This window comes from Dyadobacter sp. BE31 (assembly GCF_031457695.1).
Classification (GTDB): Bacteria; Bacteroidota; Bacteroidia; order Cytophagales; family Spirosomataceae; genus Dyadobacter.
Map to the genome: position 1 here is coordinate 321,748 of NZ_JAVDXA010000004.1, position 22,283 is coordinate 344,030.

Consider the following 22,283-nt stretch of genomic DNA (forward strand, 5'->3'; position numbering starts at 1 on the left):
ATTGAACAACCTTGTGAAACATATTGCCGGAGTAATATCCACACTTCTCCTGACGCTGCCGTTGGTAACAATGGCAGCTCCGGTGAAGGATACCGCGATGATCTCCATTCAGGGAGAGGCGCAGGGCACCACGTATCAAATCCGCTATTTCGATCCGCAAAACCGCAATTTCAAGCATTCCATCGACTCGGTTCTAACGGAATTCGACAAATGCCTGTCACTCTACCGCTCCGATTCCGAGCTTTCCGCATTCAACCGTACTTCGCGCCACACTTTCCGCTCAGCCTGGTTTTATGATGTTTTGGTTAAATCAAAAGAAATCCATGCAGCGACGGGCGGGGCTTTTGATCCTACGATCATGCCGCTTTCGGAAGCTTATGGTTTTGGGAATAAAAAGAATGTGGATCCCGAAAATGTGAACGTGGATTCGCTACTGCAATTTATTGGCTTTAAACAGATTGAATTCAACAACAAAGAAATTAAAGCCCGACCCGGCGTGAAATTGGATCTCAATGGCATTGCGCAGGGCTATTCCGTAGACATTGTCGGGGCGTTTCTGAAAAGTCGCGGAATTCATCGCTTTATGGTCGAGATCGGTGGGGAAGTGATTTGCTCGGGTACCAAAAACGGCGGCAACGCATGGATAACCGGCATTGAAAATCCACTGAAACCACAAGCGCTGGCCGCTACGGTAGCCCTCACTAACCGTGCCATGACCACCGCAGGCAACTACCGTAACCATTTTACCCGCAACGGCATTACCTACAATCACATTATCGACCCGCGTACGGGCGACCCTCTTACCGGCTCGACGGAGCAAACCCCGCTGTTGAGCGTGACCGTATTCGCGAAGGACGCCATCACCGCCGATGGCTACGACACCGCCTTCTTCGTGATGGGCCTTGAAGCGACCAAAACCTTTTTGAAGAACCGGAAAGATATCGACGTGTACATGCTTTACTCCAGTGAAGACGGGCATTTAATGTCCTACGCGACCGACGGTATCAAAGAATTTATACAGGAAAAATGAAACGAATAACCCTATTACTGCCGATTTTACTCAGCGCTCTGACCGTTTTGCAGGCCCGCGTCCAGCGGACCGTCGTGAAGTCACTGGCTAACAACGCGATCCGTATCCAATGGCGCCAAACCGACGGTGCATTGAAGCTCGAAGAAGTTTCCTTGAAGCAAAACGACCGCTGGACGAAGACCATTCCACCTTCCGGCGAATACACACTGCTGTATTCCGAAACCAAACCTTCGACCGAATCTGCCGAAACTTTCGAGAAAATCACCGGTGGCAAATTCCCGGAAGACGCCTATCACTACCAGCAGACCCAATGGAAGGAAAGCACCACCGGCGTAGCGCTCAACACGGCCGGGCAGGCCTTTCACTTCTACCCGCAAACAGGTGAAGCGAAAAATCAGGGATTGGAATTTAAATCTGAAACCGATGTAGCCACGGTCATCTCGCATTGGAAAACCGATCCGCGTTTCCCAAACGACATTCTGGTGACGATGACGCTGAATGCCAAGAAAAAGGGCTTTTTCTCGCTTGCTACACCTACACTGGCCGCATTACCGGTAGAGCAAATGAGCTGGGTATCCGTGCCGGGGTATTTCCAGGGGAATTTTATGCAAAAGAACTTTGCGCTGGCCTATGCCTATGGCCACGGTATCCCCGACCGCCCGGTCGTTTACCGCGAGCGGTGCGCTTCTACGCTGAGCCCGCTGATGAGCAGCAAAGATGGATTTACGCTGTCGGTCGTTCCCGAGCCCGGCCTCGCGCGTGACCCGTGGGCGAAAGACCAGATCACGCAAATCGACTGGCATTTGGGAATCTCACACATGAACCGCAAGGCACAGCTCTCACCTACCCTGTATTACCCCGTGCTGGGCGAGGAAAAATCGGAAATGGAGGCGGGGCAGTCGGTTTCTTTTTCGTTCCGTTACAGCCTCATCGCGGGCGACTGGTTCCAGGCTACCAAACATGCGGCTATCGATATTTACAAATTCCGCGAGACACTGGCGCTGCGCCAAAGCAAGCAGGCATTGACCGACCGCATCGAAAAGATGCACCATTACCTCACCGACCCGAAAACCTCGCTCTGGAACATCGAGGAATTCAAAGGCAAGCAAATCGGTGCGCAGTCGTACCTCGGCGGTGTGGTAGGCTCGGATAAGGATGCCATGAAAAACTCCGATTACGGCGCGATGTGGATGCTCGCCAATGCCACCAAAGACCCCGAACTGACCCAAAAAGTGCTCCCGCCAGCCGAAAACTTCAAACTCGTACAGCAGCAAACCGACGAAGGGTTTTTCAAAGGGGCCGTTGAAGGCCAGTATTACTTAGCCAAAAAGAAGAAGTTCGTCGAAGAATGGGGCGAGGTGGTGGAGCCGATCGCATTGACCTACTATGTGATGCTCGACGTGGGCAATATGCTCCTTTTCGAACCGGATAATGCGGAACTGAAAGAACGCCTGCGCATCGGCGCAGAAAAACTGCTGAGCTGGCAACGCAAAGACGACAGCTTCGCCGTGGCTTACGACCGTAAGACCGAGCAAGAGATTTTTAAGGATATTCAGGACGTGCGGCCTACATTTTATGGCCTCATCGTGGCACACCGCATTCTTAAAGACGAGAAATATCTGAAAGCCGCCGAAAAAGGGGCCGACTGGTTTCTCAAAAACGCCGTAGAAACAGGTGCCTTCCTGGGTGTATGCGGGGACGCACGCTACGCACCCGACTTCGCCACCGGCCAATCGGCACAGGCATTGCTGGATTTGTTTGATTTAACCCAAAACAAAAAGTACCAGGACGCCGCCATCACCTGCGCGAAAATCTACACCTCATCCATTTACACACACCCTATTGCCGACCACAAACCCAAAACCGTGAATGGCACTGCCCGCGAGGATTGGGAGATCAGCCAAACCGGCCTCAGCTTCGAGCACGGTGGCATTTTCGGTTCGGCCACACGGCACGGGCCTATCCAGCTGGCGAGCCACGCAGGGATGTTTATCCGCATTTACCAGCTTACCGGCGAGCAGCTTTTCGCGGATATGGCGCGCGCGGCGGCCATTGGTCGAGATGCATTTGTGGACAGCAAAACGAGCGTCGCTTCCTATTACTGGAACGCCATGAACCGCGGTGCCGGCCCTTACCCGCACCATGCATGGTGGCAAATCGGCTGGATCACCGACTACCTGCTTTCGGAAGCCTCATTGCGTTCCAAGGGTAAAGTCACTTTCCCGCGCGGTTTTGTGACGCCGAAAGTAGGCCCGCACCAAACGTACGGCTTCGCACCGGGGGATGTATTTGGCGACAAGGCTAATCTGATTATTCAAGAAGGATTCGCTGTGGCCGACAGCCCGTCCATTGACCCGATTGTTTCAAAATCTACCACCAAAAACACTTACTACGTAACGCTGCTGAACAACAGCCCGCAGCCGACGGCCTTCAACCTGAAAATCGATCATAGCAAGGTATCCGAAACCAATGCACCGGCAACCCTGACATGGGCCGAAACGAACCAGAAAGCGGCCATTACCAATATCAAACTACCCGCATTCGGCGCGAGGACGTTGGTGTTAAGCTATAAGCTTTAAGCTATAAGCCATAGGCGATAAGCTTTAAGAAATTCAAAAAACATAACAACAAAAAGCATACAGCTTATAGCCTAAAGCTTACAGCCTAAAGCATCTCACATACTTATGAACAATACCACCGACACCATTGTCATTCTCGTATTCTCCGCATTCGTGATGGGCATCGGGATGCTTTTTGCCCGGACGGGGCGTAACCTTAAATCGTTTTTCGCGGGTGGCGAGGCTGTGCCCTGGTTTATCGGCGGGCTCTCGCTGTTCATGAGCTTTTTCTCGGCCGGTACCTTCGTGGCCTGGGGCTCCATTGCCTACAAGCATGGCTGGGTAGCTATTACCATTCAGTGGACAATGTGTATTGGAGCACTCATTACCGCCGTATACCTCGCCCCGCGCTGGAAACGCACCGGTGCATTGACCGCCGCCGAATTCATCAGAGAACGCCTGGGCCTGTCCGTCCAGAAGACCTACATATTCATTTTCACATTGGTTTCGGTGTTTATCAAAGGTTCGGTGTTGTACCCGGTGGCAAAGCTGGTGAGTGCCTCGCTGGATTTGCCGCTGGTCCCCTGCACGATTGGCTTGGGGCTATTCATGATCGCCTACACAGCGGTCGGTGGTCTTTGGGCCGTGATGGTGACCGATATTCTGCAATTTGTAGTGCTATCTGCGGCCGTATTCATCTTGCTGCCGCTTTCATTCAACAAAGTCGGCGGCTGGGAAGGGTTTACCAACAATATCCCCGACGATTTTTTCAACCTCCTTAATGGCGAATATACCCTCGGCTTCGTAGCCGCATTCGTGATTTACCACATTTGCTACATCGGCGGCAACTGGACCATGGTGCAACGCTACACGAGTGTCGACAGCGAGAAGTCGGCCAAAAAGGTAGCATTCCTTTTTGCGGGCTTGTACCTCATCAGCCCTGTAATATGGATGTTCCCCCCGATGATCTACAAGGCCATTAACCCGGCATTGACCGGCCTGGACACCGAGAATGCCTATCTGATGATTTGCAAGCTGGTGTTACCGCCCGGCTTGCTCGGATTGATGCTCACCGGCATGTACTTCTCCACCTCCGCCAGCGCCAACACGGCATTGAACGTCGTTTCGGCCGTTTTCACCAACGACATTTACAAAGGGATGGTCAACCCGGCAGCCTCCGATAAGCAGCTCATCCGGGTGGCACGCGGCTCGTCGTGGTTCTTCGGGTTGGGTATGATCGGCATTGCATTGCTGGTACCGGCTGCCGGGGGCATTGTGGAGGTGGTGCTTAGTATCTCGGCCATTTCCGGCGGCCCATTGCTCGCTCCGCCGCTTTGGGCATTGTTTTCCAAAAGGCTGAATGGTAAAACGACGCTATGGATTACCGGTATCGGACTGTGTGTCAACCTGTTTTTTAAAACCCTCGCTCCGCTCCTGCTGAACTTTAAGCTCTCGCGCGGCATGGAAACGATCGTGGGTGTAGGCCTGCCGCTGCTGCTGTTGCTTGCCTACGAATTGTGGGCCCGTTCAAGAAATGTGATTGCTGACGAATACAACATTTATATGCTCTCCAAAGATCAGCGCAAGCAGGAAGCCGCTGCTGCCGATCCGGAAGAGGCACTGGAAATCAAAAAGCAAAACCGCTTTGGCTTGCAGGTGATCGCCGGAGCACTGCTCTTTACGGCCGTAATGCTGTTCATTCTGAGTTTTTTAACTACCGATGGAACGCTGGTAACCGCTGGCGTCGCGACGGTGGTACTGATTTCGGCGGCGATACCGTTCTCGGCGGCGCGGAAGGTAAGGTTGGTAAAAGACGGGGCACGGGTTACGGCGTAGGTTGGCGATAACCATGTTGTTACATGCCTACGGCATTTCTTAACAGGGGTTGACCGCTTAGTTCTACCAATATTACATCCCTAACGGGATTTTGTGGAAGCCAAAACGCCATCGCCGCCAACATTAACAGCAAAAAGTAAGTCCCGCTAGGGACGCAATATTGGTAGCAATATGAAATATATGAAGATGGTACAAATGCCGTCAGGCATGAAACCAGCAATGCGAAGAAGGACCAAATACGACAATAGCATTTAAAAAAAATCAACCTCCCAAAAACAAAACCGCAACTGAACGACATTCACATAATGAAACAATTAACCCTATTAACCTGCTCGATATTACTATCATTAACCTGCTCGCAATTAGCGGCCCAGCCGGGTGCGGCCCAGCCGACTGCGGCCCAGCCTAATGCGGCCTCTTACCATATCCGGCAGCAGAATGCGATTCCGCTGCACGGCGAATGGTGGTTCCTGCTCGATCCGGCGGGGGCAGGCATCGCCGGCCAATGGTATAGAGAAGATTTTGCGAAAGAGAACCGCCAGGACAAGGTTACCGTCCCGCATTGTTTTTCGACAGATCCCCGCTATGAATTTTACACCGGTACTGCCTGGTACCGCAAGACTTTCGCCTGGAAAAAAAGTGCCGGCAAGCGCGTAATCCTGCATTTCGATGCAGTTTTTTACAAAACCGATTTATGGTTAAACGGCCAGAAAATCGGGCAACATGAGGGTGGGTACACCCCGTTCAGCTTCGATGTGACCGGACAATTGAAGGATGGCAACAACCTGCTGGTAGTGGCTGTGAATAACGATACCTGGAAAACCAATACGATTCCCGGCCTCAAAGACGGCGGTAATATCAACGACGGTTACCCTGCCTGGGTGAATTATGGCGGCATTATCCGGCCGGTTTACCTGACGATCGAGCCGGAGGTTTATACTGAAAACGTAAAAATCGAGACAACGCCCGATCTGGCGAAAGGGACGGCGATTATCAAGACTAAAATCAGGGTGCGGAATGCATCTTCCGCGGCGGCGTCCCCGAAGATCGATTTGACGGTTTTACAGGACAAAAAACCATTGACACTCCGCTGGAAAACGAAAACAGAAAGTATTCCTGCCGGACAAACGGCCCTACTCGAAGCAGAAGCAGCACTCACAGCTGCACAAGTGAAGCTCTGGGATTTGGATCAACCTAATTTGTATGGCCTGAGAACGGTGGTTGGTGCAGACACACTGGCTTCGAATTTCGGAATCAGAAAAATTGAAGTGAGCGGCACTCAGATTCTCTTGAATGGGAAGCCTGTCAAAGTCGGCGGCGGAAACCGGGTAATCGATTATCCCGGCATAGGTTCGCTGGAACCGGATTGGCTCGTCGAGAAGGACTTCCGCCTGATGAAAGAGGCCGGAATGGAGTTCCAACGCCTTACGCATTACACGCCATCGGAATACTTTTACGACCTCGCCGATCGCTATGGCATGCTCATTATCACCGAGGCGGGCAACTGGCAGCTTACACCGAAGCAAATGGACAACGATTCGATGCGCGTGAAGTTCCGCTCGCAGTTCCGCGAAATGGTCGAGCGCGACTGGAACCACCCAAGTGTGATCGCGTACAGCGTGGGTAATGAATATGGTTCTACGACTGCCAGTGGCCAGCGCTGGACCAAAGATATGATCGCCTACGCACGCGAGCTCGATCCCACGCGCCTGTACACATTCGCGAGCATGCTGTTGAATTCGCTGCCCGAAAAACCGGAAGACGAGGCTAGTCAGTATGTCGATTTTGTTTCTACCAATACCTATGGCGGCCATGCCAAATCGCTGGACCATATTCATAAGTTGTACCCCGACAAGCCGGTCTTCATCAGCGAATGGGGCACTCGGTCTGACGGGAAAGGTGGCGAAGCGGGCCAGGCACAGCATTTGAGCGATGTGATGGCCGAAATACGGAAGCGGCCATATGTGGTGGGTGCATCCTGGTGGACTTACAATGACTACCGCAGTAAGCTGTTCGGCACCAACGTAAATGGCTTCCGGCCGTGGGGCATCGTCGGCCCCGACCGCTCGCCGCGGCTGGCTTACCCGGTTCATCAGAAGGAATTTTCGCCGGTTATCGTTGAAAAAACAGATTTTAAAACAGGCGACCAGGGCATTCACCAGTTAACCCTCAAAATTACCTCCCGCGGCGACTTCCCGGCCCGGGTACTCAAAGGCTATACCTTAAAAGCAGGTGACGACAGCATCGCATTACCGGACCTGAACCCGGGAGAAAGCAAGGACCTCGTAATCCCTATCCGCGGGTTTGACAAACAAATCCACATCACGGTGATCAAACCGACCGGTTTTATCACTACCCAAACTGATATCGACCTTAAATAATTACCTGCGGGCCGCGACAGGCTGCGCAAATCACGACATTTAAAGACCTGACAAGATGATAATCGGAGAATCGACACACAAAAGAGAACCAAAAACCATTGCGTTGGCAGCAGACCTTGTGATTACGGGGGGCGGACTCACCGGCACCTGTGCAGCCATTACCGCCGCAAGGGCCGGGTTGGAAGTAATATTGGTACAAGACCGGCCGGTACTGGGTGGTAACTGTTCGAGCGAAGTGAGGCTGTGGATCCTGGGTGCCACCTCACATATGGGCAACAACAACCGCTGGGCACGTGAGGGCGGGGTAATCGATGAGATCATGCTGGAAAATGCGTACCGTAACCCGGACGGCAACCCGCTGATATTCGACACGGTTTTACTGGAAAAGGTTACCCAAGAAGCCAATATTACCCTGCTGCTCAATACGGCAGTTTACGATCTTGATAAAACAAAAAATGGCAACAAGATCGAAGCATTGCACGCTTTTTGCAGCCAGAACAGTACCAAATACACGTTGAGCGCTCCGCTGTTCTGCGATTCGTCGGGCGATGGGATCGTCGGATTTCTGGCGGGCGCAGCGTTCCGGATGGGCGCCGAGTCCATGGAGGAATTCGGAGAGAAATTCGCGCCGGACAAGGGGTATGGCGAGCTTTTGGGGCATTCCATGTATTTCTATTCCAAAGACATGGGTCGTCCGGTGAAGTTTGTACCACCTTCGTTTGCTTTGCAGGATATTACTGAAATTCCGCGGTACAAGTCGTTCAACCCCAAAGATTTCGGCTGCCGGTTGTGGTGGCTGGAATATGGCGGTAGAATGGACACCGTGCACGATACCGAGCAGATTAAATGGGAGCTTTGGAAAGTGGTTTATGGAGCCTGGAATTACATTAAAAACTCCGGCGAATTTCCGGAAGCAGAAAATATGACGCTGGAATGGGTCGGCACGATACCGGGCAAGCGCGAAAGCCGCCGTTTTGAGGGGGATTACCTATTGAAGCAGCAAGATATTGTCGAACAAAAAGCGTTTCAAGACACGGTGGCATTCGGCGGTTGGAGCCTCGACCTCCACCCTGCCGACGGCGTGTATTCCGACCAGGCTGGCTGCAACCAATGGCACAGCAAAGGCGTTTACAGCATCCCCTACCGCTGTTTTTACAGTAAGAACATTGAAAACCTCTTCATTGCCGGCCGCATTATCAGCGCTACGCACGTCGCATTCGCGTCTACCCGCGTGATGGCCACGAGCGCAACAGGCGGGCAGGCGGTCGCAATTGCTGCTGCTGTGGCCAAAAAGCACAATTGCTCGCCGCGGGAAGTAGGTGAAAAGTATTTGGACGAGTTGCAGCTCGAATTGTGGCGCTCGGGCCAGTATTTGCCGCAGACACCGATTGCTGATCCCGATGACCTCGTAAGCCATGCGCAAATTACCGCATCGTCTACTTTGGAATTACAGGGGCTGGCCGGCTCCGACCAATGGAAAACGATTGCGCATTCGGTGGCGCAAATGCTGCCGGTGCAGGGTGAAATGCCTTCGGTAACCGTTTGGGTGGAGGCCGCTCGGGATACAGAATTGCTGGTGGAACTCCGCAAGAGCAGCAAGCCGTTCAACCACACGCCGGATGTGACTCTGCAAACGCAAAGCTACCGCCTGATAGCCGGTAAGCACCAACTGACACTCGAATGGGACAGCTACTTTCCCGAGGAATGCTATGCATTTGTGTGCTTCCTGAAAAACGAGTATGTCAAAATCCAGTACAGCGAGCAGCGCGTAACCGGGCTGGTAACCGTTTTCAATGCGACCAATCCTGCCGTTTCCAACTATGGAAAGCAGGAACCTACGGAAGACCTCGGCGTGGACACTTTCGAGTTCTGGTGCCCGCAACGCCGCCCCGCCGGATTGAACCTTGCATTTACGTTGAGCCGGCCCATTGCACTTTTTGGAACTGAAAATCTGAAAAACGGCTGGCACCGCCCCATCGCCGGGCCTAATGCCTGGGTAGCCGCGCAGGATGACCGCCATCCCGAACTCCTAATACAATGGATTGAGGATCAGAGTATTTCTAAAATAGATTTCGTATTCGATACTGATTTCGACCACCCGATGGAAAACGTGATTTACGTCCATCCGGAAACGGTCATGCCTTTCTGCGCACAGGGTATTGAAGTACTGGACGATGCAAACCAGGTAATCGGAACGATAAATGACAACCATCTGACCAAAAGAACATTGGAGCTCACCAAACCGGCAACAACGCGGTCGCTGAAAATCAGGCTGCAAAATGGCCATGCGCACGTGCCGGTATCGCTGATGGAAGTACGCGTTTATTAACGCGGCTTCCGTTTTTATTCTTTGAAAACTAATAAATTGATCTTAAATTTGCCGTCCTGAAATAGCAAACGTTTGTTTGCTATTTTCTTGAAAGTTTACTCTATAATTATAGTATACTACATAGACTTTGAAGGAAGCGGCGGATTTTACACCCTCAACTGAAAACACCGAGAAGAACTGGGAATCGTTACACGTTGCCTATATCGCAAGTGGTGATCCTGAGGAAGATCGGCGTTTGGCTGCGCTTGCTCGTGAGCAGGGAAAGGCGGTTTTCCTCCGCGATTTGCCCGGCGAATCCGACGATATTTTCCAAACGACGCCTGCCGACACCGGAAATGACACTCTCGCCGATCCGGTTTCCAGAAATAATACAAAAACACCTCTTACCTGGGAAACCATCCAGCAAAAGCTCTGGGCGGCTACCGTACGTAAACGAAGCCGCACCGAAATTGCGGTTAACATCTTCTCTGCGATCGCATTGATGGTGATCGGACATTTGCTTTTCACGTTTTTCACCTACGACCGACTTACCCTCCTCTGGAACGAACTGGAAGTAAGCGAAGGCTTCTTTTATTATGTTCTTGGCGGCTTTGTGGCCCAGATGATCGACGGCGCACTGGGCATGGCTTACGGCGTAACCGCGTCCACATTCCTGCTCACCGTGGGGGTGCCACCTTCGGCCGTGAGCGCGAGCGTCCACACTTCGGAGATCTTTACGAGCGGTGTTTCGGGTTATATGCACCTGAAATTCGGAAATGTAAACAGCAAATTGTTCAAGAAGATCCTCTTTCCCGGCGTGCTGGGAGCGATTGTGGGTGCCTACGCATTGTCGTCCCTCGAAAAATACATTTACATCATCAAGCCGTTAGTGGCAATTTATACGCTGATCCTGGGAATCCTTATTATTCAGAAAGCGTTAAAGAAACGAGTTGAAAAAAAGCCGATCAAGAAGATTGGCTGGCTGGCGATGGCTGGCGGAACGCTGGATTCCATCGGTGGTGGGGGCTGGGGACCTATTGTTACTTCCACGCTTATTGCCCGAGGAAGGCATCCCAAGTACACCATCGGGTCCGTGAACCTCGCAGAGTTCTTCGTGTCGCTGGCAAGCTCGGTTACCTTCATCAGCATTATCGGATTTTCACACTGGCAAGTGGTGCTCGGCCTTATCCTTGGTGGTATGGTTTCCGCGCCTATCGCCGCCACACTATCCCGCCGCTTACCGATCAAGACCATGATGATCATGGTAGGTACCATCGTCATCATCGTGAGCGTGAGGATTATTTATATGGTTTTAAGTACGTTGTAGGCGATAGGCTTTAAGCTATAAGCTTTAAGCCATAGGCAATAAGCTGAATTGAAATGAACCATTTTAATTGATATTAATTGATTTACAGTACATTATACAAAGGGCTTAAAGCCTAAAGCTTATAGCCTAAAGCTTCATATGAAAAAACAGACCAAAGCGATACGCACTCAGACCAGTAAAACGAAGTATCGCGAACATTCGACTCCCCTTTTCCTGACCAGCAGCTTCACATTCGAGAGCGCCGAGCAGGGGAAAGCACTTTTTGATGAAACCGAGGACGGTAACATTTACAGCCGTTTCTCTAACCCGAGCGTGCAGGAGTTTGTGGATAAGGTTTGCATGCTGGAAGGTCTGGAAGATGGCGTGGCGACGGCAACCGGTATGGCGGCGGTATTCGCGAGTATGGCGGCATTGCTGAAAAGCGGCGACCACATGCTGGCTTGCCGTGCATTGTTCGGCTCTGCGCACCAGATTATCACCCAGATATTGCCGAAATGGGGCATTACTTATACGTACCTGGATGCAGATGCGAGCGAGGCGGAATGGGAAGCGGCGGTACAGCCTAACACCCGTATGATCTACCTTGAAACGCCATCCAACCCCGGACTCGACCTGGTAGACCTGGCGATGATCGGACGCATTACGAAGAAACACAATATCATTTTCAACGTAGATAACTGCTTTGCCTCACCCGCATTGCAAACCCCGGCCGATTTCGGTGCCGATCTCGTGCTGCATTCCGCGACGAAGTTTATGGACGGACAGGGCCGCGTATTGGGTGGTGTGGTTGTAGGCAAAAAAGAATATATCAAGGAGCTGCGCTTTTTCTGTCGCCAGACCGGGCCGTCGATGTCGCCATTCAATGCCTGGGTACTGAGCAAAAGCCTTGAAACGCTGAACCTTAGAATGGAGAAACATGCTTCCAACGCATTGGCACTGGCTACGGCATTGGACAAGCATCCTGACGTAAAATCGGTGAAATACCCCTTCCTGGAATCACACCCGCAGTACGAGCTCGCGAAACGCCAGATGAGCGCAGGAGGCTCTATCGTCACCATCGACCTCGAAGGCGGTTTCGAGCGCGTAGCCGCATTTATGGATGCATTAGAGATTGCGTCGCTATCGTCTAACCTGGGCGACACGCGTACAATCGTTACCAACCCGAACACAACTACCCACGCGAAATTGAAGCCGGAAGAGAAAGCCGCATTGGGCATTACCGAAGGTTTGATCCGCATTTCGGTCGGTTTGGAGGACATTGAAGACCTGATTGAGGACTTCACCCACGCCGTGGAAGTGTCGGTGAAAAGTGATATATTGGAGTAGTGTAGAAGTTCAACACGATGACTATATGAAAGCATTGACCATCAACTTACCGGAGTCCCTCGATTCAGAAGAATTTGAAATCAAAATGCTTCTGGCGGGCCAGCTTTATGAGCGTGGGAAGGTAAGTGCGGGTCAGGCAGCCGACATTGTGGGCATTAGTAAAAGGTCTTTTATCGAGATTCTGGGAAGATTTGGCTTTTCCCTTTTCGGCGAATCCGTTGAAGATTTGAAAAGCGACATTGCCAATGCGTGATGCGCTTGTAATTGCAGATTCCAGTTGTCTGATTTTGTTATCCAAAATCAAAGAGCTGGAAATCCTGAAAAGCATTTACAAGCACATTTTTGTTACAAAAGAAATAGCAGGAGAATTTGGCGGCGAACTGCCTGAGTGGATCGAAGTCAAAGAAGTTGGAAACAAAACCCTGCAATCGCTATTTGAAGAAATACTGGATCTCGGAGAAGCGTCTGCATTAACCCTTGCATTTGAGACGCAAGGCTGCACAGTGATCCTCGACGATCTGAAAGCCCGGAAAACAGCGGCGAAAATGAATATTAGAGTAACCGGTACGATCGGGGTGATTGTGAAAGCCAAAACGGAAAACAAAATACCATCGGCCAAAGCGGTTTTTGAAAAAATACTGGAAACTGATTTTCGGATCAGCGACCGCATATTAAATGAGGCCATCAAATTGGCCGGAGAACAACCATGAACGAAACATTAGCATCTTTAAACGCCGCCATCGAAGGCAAAAGTGAGGTTGAATCGCTCTCGATTCTGGCGGATCTTTTTCCCGGGGAAGTCGTTTTTTCCACCAGCCTCGGATATGAGGACCAGGTAATCAGCGACCTTATTTTAAAGAACAATATCAATATCGGCATCTTCACGCTCGATACGGGAAGGCTTTTCGCAGAGACTTACATGACTTTGCAAAAGACCAACAACCGCTATGACACCAAAATTAAGGTGTACTACCCGCAAACAGACGCGGTGGAGAACCTGGTGAGCACAAAAGGGCCGCTGAGCTTCTACGAATCGATTGAAAACCGGAAGGAATGCTGCTTCATCCGCAAAGTGGAGCCGCTGAACCGCGCATTGAAAGGTGCGAAAATATGGGTGACGGGTATCCGGGCAGAACAGTCGGGGAACCGTCATGATATGCCAAGGCTTGAATGGGACGAGGCGCACCAGCTTTTCAAGTTCCACCCGATCCTCGACTGGACATTTGAAGAAGTAAAACAATATGTAAAATCAAACGGCATTCCCTATAACCCATTGCACGACAAAGGCTTCGTAAGCATTGGCTGCGCGCCATGTACCCGTGCGATCCAGGAAGGCGAGGATTTCCGCGCCGGACGCTGGTGGTGGGAAGACGAGTCGAAGAAAGAGTGCGGGTTGCATGCGAAATAGACTTCGGCCGTCAGCTATCGGCTATCGAACTTTGGTAAGACTAAAAAGCCGATTGCCGAAAGCCGACCGCCGAAGTATTTAACATTAAATCAATAACCAATAATATGTCAATTTCAGTGAACGAGGCCTCCGACATCCAACGGGAGATTAGTGAACGCAGCGCTCCGGATTACCTGGATCAGCTGGAAGCAGAGGCCATTTACATTATGCGTGAAGTAGCCGGCCAGTTTGAGCGCCCTGCCCTGTTGTTTTCAGGAGGTAAGGATTCGATCACATTGGTTCATTTGGCGAAAAAAGCATTCGCACCCGGTAAAATCCCCTTCCCGCTGGTGCACGTCGATACCGGTCATAACTTCATCGAGGCGATCGAGTACCGCGACGAGCTGGCCGAAAAAATCAATGCGAAACTGATCGTTCGTTATGTGGAAGATACCATCAAGGCGAAAGGCTTGAAAGAGCAAACGGGCAAGAACGCAAGCCGTAACTGGCTGCAAACCTTCACGTTGCTGGATACCATCGAAGAATTTGAATTTGACGCATGTATCGGTGGCGCACGCCGCGACGAAGAAAAGGCACGCGCGAAAGAGCGTATCTTTTCGTTCCGTGACGAGTTTGGTCAATGGGACCCGAAACGCCAGCGCCCCGAACTTTGGAATTTGTTCAACGGCCGCATTCAGAAAGGTGAAAACGTACGCGTGTTCCCGATCTCGAACTGGACCGAGCTGGATGTTTGGGCTTACCTGAAAAGAGAAGGTATCGCATTGCCTTCGATCTACTTCGCACACGAACGCGAGCTGATCCTGCGCGACGGCAAACTGCTGAACAACACGCCGGTAATCGAACCCGACCCGGAAGATCAGATCGTAACCCGCCAGGTACGTTTCCGTACCGTGGGCGACATGACCTGTACCGCGGCAGTGGAATCATCCGCAGCAACCCTGGACGAAGTAATCGCTGAAATCACGATTTCACGCATCAGCGAACGCGGCGAAACCCGCATCGACGATCAGCAGACGGAAGCGGCGATGGAGGATAGAAAGAAGGGCGGATATTTTTAAGGAGTTTAAAGTTCATGAGTTTATGAGTTTAATTTAGACAACTCATAAACTGAACTCATAAACTCTAAACTCATAGACTTAAATTATTACCAGTGGACTTACTTAGATTCATTACAGCAGGCTCCGTTGACGACGGCAAAAGCACTTTGATCGGTCGCTTGCTTTACGATACCAAAAATATCCTGGCCGATCAGATGGAAGCCATCGAGCGCGCCAGCAAAACCCGCAATGCCGGTGAAATCGACCTCGCATTGCTCACGGACGGTCTTCGTTCGGAGCGCGAGCAGGGCATTACCATCGACGTAGCTTACAAATATTTCCAGACGCCGAATCGCAAGTTTATCAGCATCGATGCACCGGGGCACATTCAGTATACCCGTAACATGGTGACGGGCGCTTCCAATGCGGACCTCGCCATTATCCTCGTTGATGCGCGCCATGGCGTGGTGGAGCAAACTCGTCGTCACTCGCTGATCGCTTCCATGCTGGGTATCCCCCACGTGATTGTAGCGGTGAACAAAATGGATTTGGTAGGAAATTCGGAGGATGCATTCCTTCAAATTGCGAAAAGCTATCAAGAACTGGCTGAGAAACTTTCCATTAAAGACCTGACCATCATTCCAGTGAGCGCTCTGAATGGCGATAATATCGTGGAGCGTTCGGAAAGCATGAGCTGGTACACCGGCGAAACATTGCTTTCGGTACTGGAAAATGTGAATGTACTGAAAGATCAGAACCAGGAAGACGGCCGTTTCGCGGTACAATATGTGATCCGCCCTCAAACTGAGGAGCTGCACGACTACCGTGGCTATGCTGGTCGCGTACAAAGCGGTACTTTCAAAAAGGGCGACGCCATTAAGGTATTGCCTTCTGAAAGAGAGTCTAAAATCGCTAAAATCGAATTCGGCGGAAACGAAATACAGGAGGCATCTGTTCTTCAATCGGTAACGATATTACTCGAAGACGATATCGATATCAGCCGCGGCGACACGATCGTAACCGTGGACAACTCACCGATCGTGAGCCAGGATATCGAAGCACTGGTGTGTTGGATGGATGATAAGAAGACGTTGAAACCAGGTAACAAATACGTTTTGCAGCACGGTACAGCACGTTCACGCTGCTCGGTCCGTGACATCGAATACCAAATCGACATCAACTCTTATGAAAAACTGGATGAGGTAGAGGCCCTGAAACTGAACGACGTAGCAAGAATCGTTCTGCGGACAGCCCAGCCCATCGCATACGACCCCTATCAGAAGAACCGCGCAAACGGCGCAGCGATCCTGATCGACGAAACGTCCAACGTGACGGTTGGGGCTTGTATGATCGAGTAATGTCACGCTGAGCGAAGTCGAAGCCAAAGGCGTTGAAGCAAAAACCCTTCGGCCGCCCGGCGGCCCGGTTCGCTCAGGGCGACAATTACCGAACTATTGAATAAAAATATACTATCCCGATAGACGATTAGAATATCATCATGAGCGATTTAATCATTTCTGACAAAGTATCCGCCGTTGCGAAGCGCGATATCATTGACCTGCAACAAAAGATCGGTGCATTCAACTCCGGCGAAACCCCGGAAGAGGCGTTCCGTAAATTCCGTCTGACACGCGGTGTGTATGGTCAGCGTCAGCCCGGCGTGCAGATGATCCGCATCAAATTGCCTTACGGCCGCATAACAGCCGATCAGCTGGTCCGTATTGCTGATACTTCCGACAAATATGCAACCGGTAACCTGCACGCGACCACGCGCCAGGACATCCAGCTGCACTTTGTAAAACTTTCGGATTCGCCGCAATTGTGGGCCGACCTGGAAGATGCGGGCATTACGTTGAAAGAAGCTTGTGGTAATACGATCCGTAACGTTACGGCGTCGTCTGTCGCGGGTATCGATCCGGATGAGCCGTTCGACGTAACGCCGATCACCCATTCGATCTTCTCTTATTTCCTCCGCAACCCGATCAACCAGGATATGGGCCGGAAGTTTAAAATCGCGGTTTCTTCTTCTGAAAAGGACTCTGCATTGGCATTCATCCACGACGTGGGTCTGATCGCTAAAATGGGTCAGAACGAAGCGGGTGAAACCGTCCGCGGTTTCAAAGTGCTCATCGGCGGCGGCCTTGGCGCGCAGCCATTCTCGGCACAAACTGCATTCGAATTCCTTGAAGAAGAGAAGGTAATTCCTTTCATAGAAGCATTGCTTCGCGTGTTCGACCGCTATGGCGAGCGCGTACGTCGTCACAAGGCGCGTATGAAGTTCCTCCTCAACGACCTCGGCCTGGAAGGCATGATGGAAAAAGTGGAGGAAGAACGTAAAGCAGTACGTAACAAAATATTCCAGATTCCGGAAGACCTTTTCGGCACCAACGAGTACGAGGCGATCAACCACGCACCGCGCCCTGCATTGTCCGAGGCGGAAATCCTGAAAATCGCTGCCGAAAGCATCGACGCCGACAAGCTCGACATTTTCACCAAATGGCTGCGTACCAATACATTTGAACAAAAACAAAAAGGCTGGTATGCCGTGCAGCTGCGCGTGCTGCTGGGGGATATGAACTCCGACACCGCCCGCAGCCTGGCTGATGTGGTACGCAAATATGCAGCCGACGATATTCGTGTGACTGTAAACCAGGGTTATATCCTGCGTTTCGTGAAAGGCGAAGACCTCGTAGCCATTTACCACGAACTCGCGAAACTGGGCCTCGCAGCCCCAGGCTTCGACAGCACAATGGACATTACCACCTGCCCCGGAACCGATACTTGTAACCTCGCGATTTCGAGCAGCTATGGTATCACCCGCGTGCTGGAAGACGTAATGCGCGACGAGTTCCCTGAAATGATTTATAATCAGGATATTAAAATCAAAATCAGCGGCTGTATGAACGGTTGCGGCCAGCATAATGCGGCCAATATCGGTTTCCACGGCAGTTCGATCAAAAACGGCAAGCTGGTATTGCCTGCATTGCAAGTGCTGCTCGGCGGTGGTTTCTCCGGCGACGGCATTGGTTTGATCGGCGATAAGGTGATCAAAGTTCCTACCAAACGCGGACCGGAAGTATTGCGCCTGCTTTTCAATGATTATGAAGCAAATGCAATGGATGGAGAATATTTCAACCAGTACTATCTCCGCCAGACGAAGAACTACTTCTTCCAGTTGCTGAAACCCCTTGCGGACCTCACAACCGTACAGGACGACGATTACCGCGACTGGGATCACGATGAATTGTTCAAAACGGAAATCGGGGTTGGCGAATGTGCTTCCGTGCTGGTTGACCTCGTGGCGACGACCATCATCGAAGGCCAGGAGAAATTGAATTTGGCGAAAGAATCTTTCCAATCGGGTGTTTGGGCGGATGCGATTTACCACGCATACAACGTGTTCATCACCGGCGCGAAAGGTTTGCTGATGTCGAAAGACGTGACTACCAACACGCAATACGGCATTATCAACGATTTCGAAACGCACTTCGGACAGGATTTCAAATATGACGTTCCTGCCGAATTTGCAGTCGAAAATCAAACCGAAACCCCATTCAAAGCACTGGTATTCAGCATCAATAAATTCGAACCAAGCGAAGCATTCGCACAATATTTCATCAGTACCTCGGAGCACTTCCTGAACTTCGTTCGCGAAACCCGCGAGGCGCAATTGGTCGAAACCGGAGAGCCTGCATTGCAAGAGCTTTCATTCGGAAAGGATAGTTAAATTGGCTGTCAGCTTTCGGCAATCGGCTGTCGGCTTTTTATTACTGATATTTTCAGAAATTAAAAAAGCCGACAGCTGAAAGCCGAAAGCCGAAGTCCTCTTCACCATGAAACTGACACTCATCGGGGCAGGTCCGGGCGATCCCGACCTGATCACCCTCAAAGGAATCAAGGCCCTGCAAAAAGCGCGGGTCGTTTTATACGATTCCCTCGCCCATCCCTCATTACTGGATTGCTGCCCGGAAGATTGCGTCAAAATCCTCGTCGGCAAACGCTTCGGCAAAACCAGCTGCGGCCAGGACGAAATCAACGACCTGATCGTCGAAAAGGCGCGTCAATATGGTGAAGTAGTGCGGCTGAAAGGCGGCGACTCGTTTATATTCGGTCGCGGATATGAAGAAATCCTCTTTGCAGCAGAACACGGCATTGAATCCGAAGTAATCCCCGGCATTTCGAGCAGCTACGCGGCACCTGCATTGGCGGGCATTCCGCTGACTTCCCGTGGCATGAGCGAGAGTTTCTGGGTCATTACCGGTACTACCAAGCAGCACGCGCTTTCGAATGATGTGCGCCTGGCTGCGCAATCGACTGCGACGGTTGTTATTTTAATGGGTCTTCACAAATTGCAGGAGATAGTAAGCATCTACTCCGAACTCGGCAAATTCGACGAAGCCATTTCCATCATCCAGAATGGCACATTGGAAAACCAGAAGGTAGTTACGGGCAAGATCGGGAATATCGTACCGCTTTCGCAAGTGGCGGAAATGGCGTCTCCGGCGATCATCGTGATCGGGAAAGTAGCGGCATTACCGGATCTTAGTTACGAAAAAGTGCGGGAAATGATGCAGAATTCGCAGTCGGTTGCGGATTAGAGGAGCCCCAGCAGCCAGTCGAGGTTGATACTGTTCTCGTGGCCGCGGAATTCGACAAAGTAGATTATTCCAGCAAGAATTACATAGCTGATAAACAGCCACTTCTTCTTCACTTCATATTGGTCGCGGTGGTGGAAATAGTCATACACCATCGACGCGCTGAAACCAAAAATCATCAATACAAAACAGAGCATACCGCAATCCTGACGGTAATGCTTGTACACGTGCAGCGCGGGAGCGCCCAGCACCAGGTACATCAGCCACATACCGAAACCAGCGCGGTACAGGTAGACGCTTAGTCTGCGATCATTCTTGATATCAAATAATCCTTCCAGCATAGCATTAGTTCTACTGTTTGAAAGAGTGAATATAAACAAAACGAAACTCCGATCCTAAGTTCGGTGAATAGTTGTGTCCCGCAACCGCCTAATTTACAATACTTCTAAGGCTGCGAAGACTGCCGTTCAGCGGGTTATTTCAGGTAAAATGCAATCAAAGTGTTAACTTTGCAGCCTAATTACCGTTTTAGTACAAGATGTTCCTCACATGAAAGCGTTCACTACCCACTTGTTTCTGATGCTGCTCAATGCGGTGTCGAAGCTATCCTGGGGAGCGCTCTACAAGCTTTCCGACATCGTCCGTTTCCTGATCTTCGATATTGGCCAGTACCGCAAAAAAGTGGTGCTGCAAAACATGCGTAACAGCTTTCCCGAGCTCAGCGAAACGAAAATTCACGAAATCGCCGCGAAATTTTACCGCAACTTCACGGACATTATCTTCGAAACCATTAAAATGAAGTCGGTTTCGAAAGACGATTTGTTGCAAAGGTTCGATCTGGAAACACCTTTGCTAATGCATTACTTTGAAAAGAAACAGAATGCCGTGGTGGTAGCGGGGCATTTGGGAAATTGGGAAATGCTGAATCTTTTCGCCTCTGCCAAACTGCCGCACCAGATCGTGGTCGTGTACCACGAGTTGCAGAACGATACTTTCGAAGACTGGTTCAAAAACGTGCGTACGCGTTTCGGTACCGAGATGGTAACGATGAAAGAGGCCATTTCGAAGGCATTCGAGCCGCGCGACAGGCCGTTTTTGTTCGTATTGATCAACGATCAGTCGGCCGTACCGGAAAAGGCATTCTGGACGAAATTCCTCAACCAGGACACGGGCGTATACCGAGGCGTCGAACTCATTGCGCGCCGATTGAATGCACCGGTACTATATATGGGTATTCTTAAAAACGAGCTTCGCCGCGGATTTTACAAGGCCTATTTCCGGCCGATCACCGACACGCCGAAGCAGGAGCCCACTAACAGCATTCTGCAAAAGCAGATCGGCTTTTTGGAAGAAGACATCCGCCGCCAGCCTGATAACTGGTTATGGACGCATAAACGCTGGAAACACCCGCGCCCGGCGCATTTGAACCCTTTACAATTATTACAGGAAATCCCAAGTGAATAAACCGGTCAAGTTCCTCATCCTGCGTTTTTCCTCCATTGGCGACATCGTACTCACGACGCCCGTGGTGCGCTGCCTGAAAAAGCAGATGCCGGAGGCCGAAATCCACTATTTTACCAAAAGCAAATTCGAGTTCCTGCTGTGCGACAATCCTTACATCGATAAGGTTTGGCTGCTTGAAAAAGGCAATGCCAAGGAACTGCTGGCATTGCTCAAAGAGGAAAAGTTCGACTACATCATCGATCTCCACCGCAACATCCGCACGCTCCGCATCAAATGGACGCTCGGCGTACCGGCATTCAGTTTCGAGAAACTGAATGTGCAAAAGTGGCTCATGACGCAGTTCAAGATCAACCACCTGCCGCCAGTTCACATTGTGGACAGATGTTTGGATACGCTTAAAACATTCAACATCCAAAACGACGGCGAAGGACTCGACTATTTCATTCCTTATAATGATCAGGTAGAACTCGAAGGGCTGCCCGAAACGCACCGCAAAAGCTATGTCGCTTACGCCATCGGCGGGCAGCATTTCACAAAGAAAATGCCTGCGCTGCGCATGATCGAGCTCTGTCGGAAAATCGACCATCCCGTCATTCTGCTAGGCGGGCCGGAGGATTTTGAAGCGGGCGAAGCCATCCGCAATGCATTAGGCGACACGCAGATTTTGAATGCCTGCGGGAATTACAATTTCAACCAATCGGCTTCCTTAATCCAAAAGGCATTGATCGTGTTCACGCACGACACTGGGCTGATGCACGTTGCAGCCGCATTCAGAAAGAAGGTCTATTCGATATGGGGCAATACCATTCCCGAATTTGGCATGTATCCCTATCGCACCACATTTGAAAAATTGGAAGTAAAAGGCCTCGATTGCCGCCCGTGTTCGAAGATCGGTTACAGCAAATGTCCGAAAGGCCATTTCAAATGCATGAACGATATTTCGTTCGATTTCCCGATCCCAGAACTCCCACAGTCAAATTAGTGTTGCATTTCAGTCCGTTATTCATCCACAC

17 protein-coding genes are annotated in these 22,283 nt (G+C 51.0%); 16 read left to right on the plus strand and 1 reads right to left on the minus strand.

Annotated features, from left to right (window positions below):
* Positions 1-13 precede the first annotated feature (13 nt).
* The 14 genes from J2Y43_RS22005 (at position 14) to cobA (ending at position 19,809) form a co-directional block, all read left to right on the plus strand.
* Positions 14-1,030, plus strand: a complete 1,017-nt coding sequence (locus J2Y43_RS22005; protein ID WP_309987359.1) for an FAD:protein FMN transferase — start codon at positions 14-16, stop codon at positions 1,028-1,030.
* Complete coding sequence (locus tag J2Y43_RS22010; protein ID WP_309987355.1) at positions 1,027-3,609, plus strand: glycerophosphoryl diester phosphodiesterase; 2,583 nt, start codon at positions 1,027-1,029, stop codon at positions 3,607-3,609. The genes J2Y43_RS22005 and J2Y43_RS22010 overlap by 4 nt, the downstream gene beginning before the upstream one ends.
* Before the next feature lie 105 nt (positions 3,610-3,714).
* Complete coding sequence (locus J2Y43_RS22015) at positions 3,715-5,424, plus strand: sodium:solute symporter family protein (protein ID WP_309987349.1); 1,710 nt, start codon at positions 3,715-3,717, stop codon at positions 5,422-5,424.
* A gap of 305 nt (positions 5,425-5,729) precedes the next feature.
* On the plus strand, positions 5,730-7,805 hold the full coding sequence (locus J2Y43_RS22020) for a glycoside hydrolase family 2 TIM barrel-domain containing protein (RefSeq protein WP_309987346.1): 2,076 nt from the start codon (positions 5,730-5,732) through the stop codon (positions 7,803-7,805).
* 55 nt (positions 7,806-7,860) lie between these two features.
* A complete protein-coding gene (locus tag J2Y43_RS22025) occupies positions 7,861-10,134 on the plus strand; it encodes an FAD-dependent oxidoreductase (protein ID WP_309987341.1) in 2,274 nt (757 codons plus the stop codon).
* A gap of 127 nt (positions 10,135-10,261) precedes the next feature.
* On the plus strand, positions 10,262-11,440 hold the full coding sequence (locus J2Y43_RS22030) for a sulfite exporter TauE/SafE family protein (RefSeq protein WP_309987338.1): 1,179 nt from the start codon (positions 10,262-10,264) through the stop codon (positions 11,438-11,440).
* Positions 11,441-11,578: 138 nt separating this feature from the next.
* Positions 11,579-12,766 carry an aminotransferase class I/II-fold pyridoxal phosphate-dependent enzyme gene (locus J2Y43_RS22035; RefSeq protein WP_309987336.1) on the plus strand — a complete coding sequence of 396 codons (1,188 nt, stop codon included), beginning with the start codon at positions 11,579-11,581 and terminating at the stop codon, positions 12,764-12,766.
* Between the two features lie 25 nt (positions 12,767-12,791).
* Positions 12,792-13,019 carry a UPF0175 family protein gene (locus tag J2Y43_RS22040; protein WP_309987335.1) on the plus strand — a complete coding sequence of 76 codons (228 nt, stop codon included), beginning with the start codon at positions 12,792-12,794 and terminating at the stop codon, positions 13,017-13,019.
* 34 nt (positions 13,020-13,053) lie between these two features.
* A complete protein-coding gene (locus J2Y43_RS22045) occupies positions 13,054-13,476 on the plus strand; it encodes a DUF3368 domain-containing protein (protein ID WP_310226624.1) in 423 nt (140 codons plus the stop codon).
* Positions 13,473-14,174, plus strand: coding sequence for a phosphoadenylyl-sulfate reductase (locus J2Y43_RS22050; protein ID WP_309987331.1), 702 nt, complete (start codon positions 13,473-13,475; stop codon positions 14,172-14,174). The genes J2Y43_RS22045 and J2Y43_RS22050 overlap by 4 nt, the downstream gene beginning before the upstream one ends.
* Positions 14,175-14,278: 104 nt before the next feature.
* Positions 14,279-15,232, plus strand: coding sequence for a sulfate adenylyltransferase subunit CysD (gene cysD, locus J2Y43_RS22055; RefSeq protein WP_223403531.1), 954 nt, complete (start codon positions 14,279-14,281; stop codon positions 15,230-15,232).
* Positions 15,233-15,324: 92 nt separating this feature from the next.
* Positions 15,325-16,569 carry a GTP-binding protein gene (locus J2Y43_RS22060; RefSeq protein WP_309987328.1) on the plus strand — a complete coding sequence of 415 codons (1,245 nt, stop codon included), beginning with the start codon at positions 15,325-15,327 and terminating at the stop codon, positions 16,567-16,569.
* 140 nt (positions 16,570-16,709) lie between these two features.
* Positions 16,710-18,938 (plus strand): nitrite/sulfite reductase, encoded by a 2,229-nt coding sequence (locus J2Y43_RS22065; protein WP_309987326.1) that lies wholly within the window; start codon positions 16,710-16,712, stop codon positions 18,936-18,938.
* 106 nt (positions 18,939-19,044) lie between these two features.
* Positions 19,045-19,809 carry a uroporphyrinogen-III C-methyltransferase gene (gene cobA / locus J2Y43_RS22070; RefSeq protein ID WP_309987324.1) on the plus strand — a complete coding sequence of 255 codons (765 nt, stop codon included), beginning with the start codon at positions 19,045-19,047 and terminating at the stop codon, positions 19,807-19,809.
* Here cobA and J2Y43_RS22075 read toward each other — a convergent pair.
* Positions 19,806-20,147, minus strand: a complete 342-nt coding sequence (locus J2Y43_RS22075) for a hypothetical protein (RefSeq protein WP_223403539.1) — start codon at positions 20,145-20,147, stop codon at positions 19,806-19,808. The genes cobA and J2Y43_RS22075 overlap by 4 nt on opposite strands.
* Positions 20,148-20,355: 208 nt before the next feature.
* Between J2Y43_RS22075 and J2Y43_RS22080 the strand changes: the two genes are divergently transcribed.
* Together J2Y43_RS22080 and J2Y43_RS22085 are read left to right on the plus strand one after the other, a co-directional pair.
* A complete protein-coding gene (locus J2Y43_RS22080) occupies positions 20,356-21,270 on the plus strand; it encodes a lysophospholipid acyltransferase family protein (protein ID WP_309987318.1) in 915 nt (304 codons plus the stop codon).
* Positions 21,263-22,252, plus strand: coding sequence for a glycosyltransferase family 9 protein (locus J2Y43_RS22085; protein ID WP_309987315.1), 990 nt, complete (start codon positions 21,263-21,265; stop codon positions 22,250-22,252). Before J2Y43_RS22080 ends, J2Y43_RS22085 begins: the two co-directional genes overlap by 8 nt.
* Positions 22,253-22,283 lie beyond the last annotated feature (31 nt).